7 protein-coding genes are annotated in these 12,340 nt (G+C 38.5%); 2 read left to right on the top strand and 5 right to left on the bottom strand.

Features of this window, described 5'->3' with window-relative positions; genetic code table 11:
- Positions 1-3: 3 nt before the first annotated feature.
- Both HZR84_07230 and HZR84_07225 read right to left on the bottom strand, forming a co-directional pair.
- A complete protein-coding gene (locus HZR84_07230) occupies positions 4-2,415 on the bottom strand; it encodes a TonB-dependent receptor (GenBank protein QNL21737.1) in 2,412 nt (803 codons plus the stop codon).
- A 103-nt stretch (positions 2,416-2,518) separates the two neighbouring features.
- Complete coding sequence (locus HZR84_07225) at positions 2,519-3,496, bottom strand: T9SS type A sorting domain-containing protein (GenBank protein QNL21736.1); 978 nt, start codon at positions 3,494-3,496, stop codon at positions 2,519-2,521.
- A gap of 440 nt (positions 3,497-3,936) precedes the next feature.
- Between HZR84_07225 and HZR84_07220 the strand changes: the two genes are divergently transcribed.
- Entirely contained in the window at positions 3,937-8,346 is a 4,410-nt protein-coding gene (locus HZR84_07220; GenBank protein QNL21735.1) for a T9SS type A sorting domain-containing protein, read from the top strand.
- Here the strand turns inward: HZR84_07220 and HZR84_07215 are convergent.
- From HZR84_07215 to HZR84_07205, 3 genes are all read right to left on the bottom strand, one after another.
- Complete coding sequence (locus HZR84_07215) at positions 8,343-10,346, bottom strand: VCBS repeat-containing protein (protein ID QNL21734.1); 2,004 nt, start codon at positions 10,344-10,346, stop codon at positions 8,343-8,345. The genes HZR84_07220 and HZR84_07215 overlap by 4 nt on opposite strands.
- Before the next feature lie 9 nt (positions 10,347-10,355).
- Positions 10,356-10,847: a hypothetical protein gene (locus tag HZR84_07210; protein QNL21733.1), complete on the bottom strand. Its 492-nt coding sequence runs from the start codon at positions 10,845-10,847 to the stop codon at positions 10,356-10,358.
- A gap of 66 nt (positions 10,848-10,913) precedes the next feature.
- Positions 10,914-11,981 carry a helix-turn-helix transcriptional regulator gene (locus tag HZR84_07205; GenBank protein ID QNL21732.1) on the bottom strand — a complete coding sequence of 356 codons (1,068 nt, stop codon included), beginning with the start codon at positions 11,979-11,981 and terminating at the stop codon, positions 10,914-10,916.
- Positions 11,982-12,107: 126 nt separating this feature from the next.
- On the opposite strand from HZR84_07205, the gene HZR84_07200 reads away from it, so the two are divergent.
- On the top strand, positions 12,108-12,287 hold the full coding sequence (locus HZR84_07200; GenBank protein QNL21731.1) for a hypothetical protein: 180 nt from the start codon (positions 12,108-12,110) through the stop codon (positions 12,285-12,287).
- Positions 12,288-12,340 lie beyond the last annotated feature (53 nt).

Here is a 12,340-nt window from a genome sequence, read left to right as displayed (position 1 = left end):
CTTTTAAAATTCAAAATTGTAAGAAATGGAAGGTATTATTCTGGCAATGACCGAGTATTTAGTCCCTTGAGGTGTAAAAGATTCACCGGGTAACAGTTGTCCGGGTTGGGTTTGAAGTTTTCGTCTTTCAAAATCAAATTGTTCCTGAAAAATGCTAAAAGCATTGGCTCTGTTATATACATTGTAAATTGAAATTACCAGATAGTCGCGGTTTTTTCTCTCCTCGCCATTTTTCTTCACTTCTTTTCCATTAATAGTCAAAGACAAATCCAGGCGGTGATAGGCCGGGTTTCTGTAATTATTTCTTTTACCCTGTGGATTATGAGGTACATAAAAGCCCTGAACGTAATAACCATTGGTTGCAAAGGTGGCAGGTGTTCCTGTAATGTAGGTAAAGTTAGCTGACGCCGATACGCGTTTTGAGAAATCGTAAAAACCAACGAGGCTTATGTTATGTGTTTGATCGAATCTCGATGGATACCATTCAAAATTATTAACCCCTTGAGTCCTTCTTTCGGATCGTGCCAAGGTATAGCTCAGCCAACCATTGATCCGCCCTACTTTTTTCTTTAAGAAGAATTCCGCACCATAGGCTCTTCCTCTGGCCGGAAGTAGGTCAGCCTCGAGAAACTGGTTGATCAACAAATCGGCATTATCAATAAATTCCAATAAATTTTGACTCTCCTTGTAATATACTTCAACTGAGCTTTCGTAGGCATTTTCTTTAAAGTTTTTAAAATAGCCAAGAGCCCATTGGTCGGCAATCGCAGGTTCAATGTTATTGGTACTTGGATTCCACACATCTAAAGGAATAGAGGCAGTGGTATTGGATACCAATTGCACATATTGCGCCATACGGTTATAGCTGGCCTTTACAGAACTAGATGCATTTAATTCGTATCGAACTGAGAACCTGGGCTCAAAATTGTCATAGATCTGAATGGTTTCCCAACGGCCATAATTCTCTGATCCGATTACCGGTTTACTGCCCGCATTGGGTTCGATGTATCCAAAATCATAGGCCGTTCCGGGGCCCATATAGTCAAATAATGAATATCTCAATCCGTAGTTTAAAGCTATTCTTGAGCCCACTTTTTGTTCATTGGCAATAAATAAAGCAGTTTCCAAACCGTATTTATTGTCAAGACTGATGTCAGTGCTAATCCCTTCACTTATACCACCGGCATTGGCCGGTTCGAAATCGTATAAAATACTTTGTGCTCCGAAAGTAATGTGATTGTTATTATTCAGAAACCAGTCGAATTCCGGTTTAATGCTGTAATTGAACAATCGGCTGTTCCAGTTAAATTGATCTGGCCCGCTTCCGAAGCCGAGTTCGTAATCGTAGTCCGAATAGATAAGCGAAAGGTTAAAGAAAAGCTTATCGTCAAAAATGTGATTCCATCTTAAAGTTCCGGTTGCATTGCCCCAGTTGAATCGAAAATCTTCCCCTGCTCCAAATACGTCCCTACCAAAATAGCCCGAAAGAAATACACGGTTTTTATCGTTTATTTTATAATTGACTTTTGCTGAAAGATCATAGAAATAGAATTGGCTCCCAGAAAGGTCTTCATTCAGAAAGGGTTTTGCCAGCACATCGGCATAAGACCTTCTTCCGGCAATAATAAAAGAAGCCTTATCTTTTACGATGGGGGCCTCTACCGTTAAACGGCTAAAAATAAGTCCGACACCGCCGGTCGCTCCAAAAGTTTTAAGATTTCCCTCTTTGTTTCGTATATCCAATACCGAAGAAAGTCGCCCTCCGTATTGAGCAGGTATTCCTCCCTTGATCAGTTTTACATCCTTTACTGCGTCGGGGTTAAAAACCGAAAAGAAACCGAACAAATGCGAAGAATTATAAACGGGGGCTTCATCGAGCAAAATAAGATTTTGATCAACGCTACCACCTCTTACATTGAATCCGCTGGCACCTTCTCCAACTGTCGAAACCCCAGGAAGTAACTGTATGCTTCTTATGACATCTACTTCTCCCAAAAGCGCAGGCATTTTTTCTATGGTGCGAATATCAAGTTTGTTTACACTCATTTCCGTACTTGTAACGTTGGCATCTTCACGATCTGCCGTTACAACCACCTCTTCCAATTGTTCTTCTTCCTGTTGCATTTCTATATCGAGCCTAAGGTCAGAATTGAGTTCTACCTGGCGACTAACGGTTTCATAGCCCAAGTAAGATATTTTTATAGTGTAGCTTCCTTCCCTAAGTGTTAATGAATAAAAACCGTAAAAATTAGTTACTGCTCCGGTTGATGTACCATTTACTGTAACGGCCGCACCGATAAGATCTTCACCATTTGCCGCATCCTTAATATTTCCACTTAAAGTGAATTTTTCCTGAGCGAAAAGGAATTGCAAGGTGAATAGGTAAAAAATTAGTAATGTATTCAGCTTTCGCATAGCCTCTAAACAGGAAAATTTGTTTTTTGTTAAAATTGGCTGCGAAAATAGTCAGAAGAGAGCAAATAAATAAAAGCTGAAATAGATTTAATGCGTTGCGGAATTAATTTTTGATAAATGGTATGGATTCCTGAATTCCGGTTCCGGATATCATTAATACATAATTTCCATTTTGTAAGTTTCTTACATCTAAAGTTAAGCCATCAATACTCTGAAAACTGTTTGGTGAAAACAATTCACCTTTCAGTGATATAATTTTAACTTTCACTTTGGTATTCTCTAATCCCTTGATGTTTATATTCGAAACACAAGGATTAGGATATAAGCTAATACTTGTTATTTGATTTTTATCATTAAATACATTTACAATTGTAGATATGTTTTCAGTGCCATTAGTTTCAATATGCTTGACACGGTAATAGTTAAACCCAGTCTTGAATGAATTATCCAAATAGTTATAATTACCACTTTCATTTGGATCGACCTGAGCAATGGAAACCCATGAAATTAGATCATTGCTTCTTTCTATATTAAAGTAAGAAGTAAATTCTTCATCTGCGGTTATCCATTGAATGATATTACTTCCCTCATAATTTTGCACTTCCACTTTTACCCAGCTTACAGGTAAAGGCGCTGCCGGTGTGGTGCCATAATCAATTGACGTTGTAATTGGCCCATTACTGGCTTTCCAAACCGTTGTTCCTCCAATTTCTATTGTTTTACTGCTGCCCCCACCTGATCCTGAAGGAATTATCGAACCACCGGGGACAACTTTTACACCTGACCCGGCGGAAGTTCTTAATTTAGAGCCACCACCTAAAAACTCCAGTATACCGTATATTTCTACGTAAAGTGGTGCTTGCGCGGTAAAATTTAAATTTGAAGTAATTGTAACTTTAATACTGCTTTCAATAAATATGGTATCTCCACCCTGAGGTGTTCGCGATGCCGGAGATACTCCGTTTTGACTCCATGTGTTTACATTTAACCAATCTCCTGAACTTACGGATTTGAAATTAACAGCATTTGAATTCGAATAGCATATCGTTATCACAAACAAAAGGATTATATGGTATTTCAAGCGATTAATGGTTTTAGCTTTTGGTATTCAATTTTACGACAAAGCTCGTGAAAGGTTGTAAGAAGTTCAATGATAATTCCATTAAATTGTGTTTTAATGTAAAAGTATTATAAAACTTACATCAAAATAATATGTTTTTTAAAGACCTTTAAAAAACGCAACAGGTAAGATTTTTGCACCATTAAATGCAATTATACCAAATTTGGCATGTTTCTATTGGGTTTCCAACTATTTTAACATTCATGGAAAATATTTAAAAATGTGATTATCGATTAAAAACAATACATGAAGTAGGAGTTTAATGGATTAGCAAATCTATATTATATTTGCCCTAAGTTTTTGATTATTAAAATATGAGTTACTTATGATTGCTTTCCTGAATCTATTATAAGGACTTAAACAATTTTAAATTTTTCTGGTTTCCATCCAAAATGTCACAATTGATCAAAAGATTAGTTCTATCATGTGCATTGTGCTTTATATTCATTTTTACTAAAGCTCAATGTCCGGATCCTACAACTACTGATGATTCTACCATTTGTTATGGCAGTTTAAATTTAACGGTCGGATCCTCCACAGGATATTATGCCTGGTATGCTGATTCAACGGGTGGGCCAATTATTGACACAGGTTCTACTTATACTACTGTCGGCAGTTTTACCACTGACACTTTTTACGCTTCTGCTTTTGACACCATTACTGATGATGCCTTGGACATGGATGGTTCGAACGATTATATCTCAATTCAAAATTACAGCTATTCAAGTTCGGGATTAACTGAATTAACGGTTGAAGCCTGGATAAGAACCAGTTCCGGGGCTGATCAGATGATTGCAAGCTTTGACAGGTCTGAATACTGGCGTTTTGAGATAAACGGTGCTTCTGCAGGGACAGGCCAAATTGGAATAGGCATAAATACAAATTCCGGCATCGTGGACTTTGGGGGAAGCACAAGAGTTGATGATGGCAATTGGCATCATGTGGCAGCCACTTTTGATAATGGAACAATCACTCTTTATGTAGATGGTGTTGTGGATGCAAGTACCACCAATGGATTGACCTTTGGAAATGGCACAACACGATTTGGATTTGTTGGAGTTGGTTCTGAAGCTAATACATTCGACGGAACTACCGGACCTAATGTTTATTTCAATGGCGATATGGACGAATTCAGAGTTTGGAATGTGGCAAGATCGGCAAGCGAGATTGCAGAGTTTAAAGATAAATGTGCCATAGGGGAAACTGGTTTGGATTTATATTATCGCATGGATGACGGTACAGGTGCATCCGTAGTTACGGATAGAACAGGTAATGGTAATAATGGAACTTTAAAAAATATGAACCCTGCAAATGATTGGATTAATGGGGGATTAGGAATTTTTGGTTGTTGTGAAAGTGCCAGAATACCAGCTATCGCAAGAATTGACACAGTTGATGGAACCGGGCTGATTGCTGCTGCCGATTCTAATTGCGGTACCGGAACAGTCAACCTAAGCGCTTCAGGTTCTTCAGGAAATTATAATTGGTACGACCAATCTACAGGTGGCAATCTGGTTGCCATTGGAGCCAATGTGACCAGTCCAATAATTTCAACATCTACGGACTTTTACCTGGCAGCGAAAGACAGTTCGATAATCACCAATGCCCTCTTGTTTGATGGAAACGATGACCACATCGCCATTGATAATTTTTTTTACAACAGTTCAGGATTAACAGCAATGACCGTAGAGACCTGGCTAAACACTTCGGATGGATCGGATCAAATTATAGCAAGTTTTGACAGAAGCGAATTTTGGCGACTGGAAGTAAATGGCGATGGAGGAGGAACCGGACAAATTGGTTTTGACATTAACACAAGTTCCGGTATTCTTGATTTTGGTTCAACAACGAGAATTGATGATGGCAATTGGCATCATGTGGCAGCAGTATTCGACAATGGCCTGGTTTCTATTTATATAGACGGGGTATTGGATAATTCTACGAATACTGGAGTAACATTTGGAGTAAATGCAACCCGATATGGATTTCTAGGCACTGGTTCTGAAGCTACAACTTTTAACGGAACCACAGGCCCAAATAATTATTACAACGGGCAGCTCGATGAGTTTCGCATTTGGAATAAAGCCAAGACTCAGGCTGAAATCGTCAGAGAAATGAGTGAATGTCTCCAGGGCGATGAATCCAACCTACAAGTCTATTACACCATGGATGATCAGTCGGGGACAAGCTTAAGTGATATAGTTGCTTCTGCGGACGGCACGCTTATTAATTTTAGTCCGATTGCAAATGCCTGGACGAGTACAGGCCCGCAAATAACTGGTTGTTGCGAAACTGGAAGAGTTGCTGTAACCGCAACCATTTTACCATTGCCAAGCATTGATTTAGGATCTGATTTTTGCTCTCAGGGTGCAACAGTATTAGATGCAGGTGCTGGTTTCGTATCTTATTTGTGGTCTACAACCGAAACAACCCAAACCATTAATATAAACGGAGGTAATTTTTATTGGGCAAGAGTAGAGGGTTCAAATGGTTGTTTTAACAGCGATACTGTACAAGCAGCAATAGCTCTTAACCCTACGAGCTCCACAGACGCTGACACCTGCAACCCGGGAACAGCCACATTGTCTGCAACAGGTTCTACAAACGGTTTTTATTATTGGTACGATGCTCCTGGTGGAGGAAATATAGTAGGTACAGGAATTCCATTTACTACTCCAATATTGACAAGCAGTCAAAATTTTTATTTGGGCATTTATGATACTATTTATTCAACAAATGCATTAGATTTTGATGGAATTAATGACTACATCGCTTTAACCAATGTATACGATAGTGTTGGTTTATATTCATCTTTCACGGTTGAGGGCTATGTAAGAACAACTGAATCTGGCTCCGGAACTAATAACAATTGGGCTATTCTCGATTTTGATAGAAGTGAATATTTCAATCTTTATGTTACAGGAGATAATGGAAGAGTTGGATTCTCAACCACTGATGACCTTGGTACCACAGATGATTTATACAGTGCGACGCCCGATGTGGTAAATGATGGAAATTGGCATCATGTGGCTGGCGTTTACGATGGCACGGATAAAATTATTTATATAGATGGCGTAGAAGTCACCAGAGCTGTCAACCCTCACGGTGGAAGACCTATTGGCGTTGGTGGTCCGCGTGCAGGAATAATTGCTGATGGATCTGAAGCCGCTGCCTATAATGGGGGAAGAAATAATTTGTATTTCCAGGGTCAGTTGAAAGAAATCAGGGTTTGGAATTACGACAGGTCAGCAGTTGAAATATCCAATAATCGAAATTCGTGTCTAATTGGTAATGAAACAGGACTTGAGCTGTATTATCCATTAAGCGAAGGTATGGGTACTGATACTATTAAGGATTACAGCGGCAATGGCACTTTTGGTGTTTTATTTAATATGAATTCAGCTACAGACTGGGTAACGGACGGTCCTCGTATTTCGGGTTGCGGTACTTGCATTAGTACTTCACGACAGACTTCAACTGTTACCGTGAATGATCCGCCAACGGATCTCACGGTAAATATTTCTTGCGCCGGCGATCTTGGCAATTATGTAGGATTGCTCGGAGTTGGAGGCAGCGGTAATTACGATTACAGGGAAACCGGAGGCAGTTTTAATTACGATGCCATTTACAATACGACGGAGCAATATTTTACAGTAAACAACGGCGCCTCATATGATTTTGAAGTAATGGATGACAATGGCTGCTCTTTTCTTCAATCTACCACGATTGTTCCGGCGATACCCACAACAATAAATGCTGCAACAAGTGTTGGCACCTGCTTATCATTGGGCTCTAATGACAATCAATATATTGTAAATGGATCCAATGAGGTATTGATGGCCATAGATGATCAGGGCACCCCACTTGGAACCATAACCGTTGATGCCTATGTCGATGCAAATGCGGGTGTGTATTTTAATGATGCCTATATGGCGCGACATTTTCGGGTAAGTACAGACTCGGTTCCCGGTGTAGGTGGAGCACTTGTTCGACTGTATTTTACAAATGCAGAATTAAGTGAGCTTCAGGATTCGGCAGCCGCAACACCTCTGGCAGATGACGATGTCAGTTCCATCAATGATTTGGGAACAAGCAGATATAAAGGCCCAACCGAAGATGGTGTATTTGATGATAGCGATGCCACCAGTTTAGTTTTTATTGGTCAGAACTCCAATGGAACACAATTTGGAGCCAATTACATAGAAATTTCAACAGACTCCTTTTCTGAATTTTGGATCCATGCATCAGCTTCAATGCAACCACTTCCTGTCGAGCTTCTGTATTTTGATGCTTCTGAAGTAAATGGCAAGGCACTCTTGCAATGGACCACCATAAATGAAAGCAATAATGCTTATTTCATTCTCGAGAGATCCGATGATGGAAGCACCTTTTCAGAAATTGCAAGAATAGACGGCAATCCTGAATCCGAAGGAAAAACATACAATTACGTCGATCAAAATAGCCAAAGCGGTACAAATTACTACAGATTATCACAAGTAGATTTTGATGGACAAAGAACCTATTTTAGGATAGTCAGTTTGAGTATTGGTTCGAACAATGAATTGAAAATTTATCCAAATCCTACGAGCCAGTATAAGAAAACCACCTTACAATACCACTCTGCTTTAAAGGATAAAATCTGGATTCGGGTTTACAATTCGGAAAGTCAATTGAGCCGTCAATTCATTATTGATGTAGAAAATGGATTAAATACCATTGACTTACCTTTTGATGGGCTTCCTTCGGGATTTTATTTTGTTAATGTTTCAAATCCCGGTAAAGCCATTACAATAAAAGTACTCATTGATTAGTCTTGAATAATAACTTTTTGAACAATTAAAGCTTTTTCGGATTTCAGTTTGAAGATGTAAAAGCCTTTCGGAATTGATGGAATTGTAAAAACAGATGCATGATTCAACACATCCATTTTTATAATTGTGCGGCCACCTAAATCAGTTATCTCAATACTTTCTAAGTTTTCAATTCCTCTTACACGAAATGAATTCTTTATTGGGTTTGGAAATATAAAATTAGAATTATCACTAAATGGCCAATTCTCAAAAGAACTTATATCATTATTTATAGTGATATAGTCTTGTCGAATTAAAGTATCACTTGAACCGGCACCATTGCTTACTATCAGTTTAACCGAATAGGGATTTGGAGAATATTGAAACAGATGTTCAGGTTCTTTGTCTATGGCGTCAATTACGCCGTCGGAATCAAAATCCCATTGATAGCTTACTATTGTATCTAATGGGTCGTTTAAGCTGAGATTGGAAAATTTTACATTGAGGGAGTCTTCCCCAATAAGATTGTCGGCTGAAAAATTGGCTTTAATATAGCCTGTAGGAACACTTTCGCTAATATTGTAAATTGAATTCGGACTTGTATTGACCAAAACATTCATTAGTCCTGATGGCCAGTTGATAATGATTGAATCGGCTTGCGCAGCATCTCTCAATCCGAAATGCATTCTCAAATCATTGGCTCCGCAAAAAGAATTTTGGCTATTGACTTCGCGCATTTGCCAGACGGCCTGACCATCAATGGTGGCTTTTAGTCTTACCATTGCGCCAATTGCCGATTTATTTGAAATGCTGCCTTCCAAATCAAGAATTATCCAGTTATTGGAATTTCCGTCATTTTTGTAAAGTCCGACACTGGAAGCAGATGCTGAGCTTACAAAAAGGTCGAGAAAGCCATCGTTATCATAATCGCCGGCACTTGCTCCACGAGAGCTGCCTGTTGCGCTCAATGACAAAGTAACTTCATTAAAAAATGATGAATCATTTCTGTAAAACCGGTCCTGTTGACCTCCGTCAAAGGTGACAAAACAGTCCAGGTCGCCATCGTTGTCAAAATCTCCCCAAAGGTTAGAAAGCCCGGCTCCTAATTGACTGACGATATTTCCAACTTCTATGGATGTCAACAATCGATAAACACCGTTGCCATCGTTTTTGTAAAAATCGTTGCTCTTCGATGAATTGTAATTCGTAACAAATCCATCCAAATCCCCATCATTGTCATAGTCGATCCAATTCCAGTTTTGTCCATCGCGTAGGTCCGTTGCAAGTACACCGGTATCCAACCTGATCAAATTTGCACTGCCAGTTTCGCTGAGTTTGTTTATAAAAATGTCATCTTGCGATAAATTGCTGACTTCACCGCTTCCTACAAAAAGATCCAGGTCTCCGTCCAGATCAAAATCCGTCCAGGTACAGCCGGTATAAGCAGAGAAATCATCGGTAACATCATTAAATATTCTAGTAAAACGCCCGTCGCCATCGTTGTGGTAAAGTATATTTTTTTGAGCAGCCCCCAGAAAGCCCTGTGGATGCACCATGACCAAATCGAGAAAACCATCATTGTCATAATCGCCCCATGCCGTTGACCAGCCTCTGTAAACCAGGTTTTCCAATCGTCCTGAAGTTTGATTGAAAAATAGACTGTCCTTGTTTTCCAGAATGTCTGAAAGACTGTGAGTTCGCGCCAGATCGGGATCGCCGTCATTGTCAAAATCACCCCATGAATTTCCATTGCCCAATCCGTTGGCGGTGTTGATTCCAATATTATTATTTAAAGTAAAAATGCCATTGCTGTCGTTTCTATAGAGAAAGTTGGAATTCACAAAGAGGTCGATATGGCCATCACCGTTATAATCAATCCAGCTGGCTCCGGTATATGCACTTATTGCCGGATGATTGCTTATGTCATTTGTGGGCTGGTTGATCTTTGTAAATGATAATTGAGCCAATGATGGTAAAAGAACAATTGAAAGGAATAGAAATGTAAGTAGTATTGATTTCATGATCTTATTTTACTTGCGTTGATAATTTATTCTCCAAACTAATGTCCAGTTTTTTGCATCAGTGGAACTTTGCCAATCCCATACAAATGAAGCCTCCTGAATATCGTAGAAAATCATTCTTTGATGTCTTGTAATGCCATTTTTATCAGTAAAACTTCTTTTAAATCCCAGGAGACTATCTTCAACAAAACCTTCAAAGTCCAAATAGGCCCCGCTGTTATCCACCCAGGTTTGTTTCCATTTATTGGTATTAGGATTGTAGACCGTCCAGCTTTTTCCTTTGAATCGGCTCGATTCATCTCCTTCCAGTGATGTAAAATTTTCCTGAATTACTTTTTCATTTAAAATGCTTTCAATTATGTTTTCACCCTTTGTAATTTCATTATTTGGACCCTCCCAGGTCAGATCCCAATCACCAATCCAAAAATCAAAGGCATCGCTTTGTGCAAATGACCATGTTGAAAAACAGAGCAGCAGAAAACTTAAAATGACTTTTAGCATGATTTTTTATTTCAAATAATGTGAATAGTTGATTAGAAAAAGTAAAAACTTATAAAATTTTACTTTTTAAGACAGGCTGGCGCTTTTTGAATTAATCAGCGACCGGAATTCTTTTGGCGAGACTTGATTCTTTTTTCTGAAGGCATTGTAAAAAGAGGCCTTTGTATTAAATCCCACGCGATAGGCAATTTCAATTACATTTAAATTCTGGTATTCATCAGAGCTGAGTAGTTTTTCCGCTTCTTTTATTCTAAATGAATTAATATAATCTGAAAAGTTTTTTTTGAAATATCCATTCAACAATTGAGAGAGTGCGTGTTTACTTAAACCCATTTTTTTAGAAAGCGCATCTAAATTTAAATCCCCATCCAGATATAGCTGTTCTTTTTCCATAATGTCGGAAAGCATTGCTGAATAATAAGACAGGGAAGCTTTAGTCAGAAGCGGTTCGGAATTTCGTTTTTGTTGAAAATTCGAAAATCTCAAACCTGTATAGGCCAGGCCATAAATAAATAATGCCATAGAAAATGAGATCAGATAATCAAATAACAAAACATAAGAGTCAAAAAAGACCATGGCATAATAGGAAGCATGTGCCAGTGCAAATAGTAAAAACGCGATTTTGGCAAATGATTTTAGTAATCGGTTCTCCTCATTTTCTTGAATTGAAATGCTAAACATCAATAAGGCATATATTAATACATGAAGGGCTTGTAAATTAGCGATCCAATTTGAAGTAAGTATTATGGTTTCACGGCCCAAATCTGCAAAAAGCGAAAACCTATAGGATAACACCCAGCTCAGGTGGAGTATTAGAGGAATAAAATGAAGCTTTAAATTGGAGGGAAGCCGAACTCCATTTATTTTATGAAAATAGACCCAGAAAATTGGCCCAAAGGCAAAGGGAAGTATTAAAAATAGTCCATCAAAGCCGAACACATATCTGTTATATCCTGTCCAGAATGCAACATAGTACATCATCATAATCGAAAACAGGCCTACCAAAACGGAAAGGAATTTCCGCCCGGGATGATATTCTTCTTTTTGTTTCCACAGAATTAATGAAAGAAACAAACCTTGAAAGGCAGCCAATAAAAAAAGAGAGGTCCAGGTATCAAAACTAGCTTGGTTCACATATTGAATTTCCAAAATAATTTCGGTAAAGCCGCAAACATTTATTTAAAAGGATAATAGGGAAGAAGAAAGCATAGAAATTAAAAATGATCATTTTCCTTATTTTCACTTGAGGGAAATAAAGAAATGATACAAATACCGGAAAAATACAAAGGCCTTTTGCTTGAAACCATCGAAGAAGCACTGTATAAAATTGCTCTAAATATGGAAGATTTAAAAGGCGGTCCAATGACGCCTCAAAGAAAAAAGCTGGATAAAAAACAAAAGGATTTGGAAGCATTGCAACACAAGATTTCTATTCAATAGGGCAATTCAAATATTGGGTTTTTAATTTTTTGTCTTTCATGACAGAGAGACTA

This window comes from Hyphobacterium sp. CCMP332 (genome assembly GCA_014323545.1).
Classification (GTDB): domain Bacteria; phylum Bacteroidota; class Bacteroidia; order Cytophagales; family CCMP332; genus CCMP332.
This window is presented reverse-complemented; position numbering and strand designations above follow the sequence as displayed.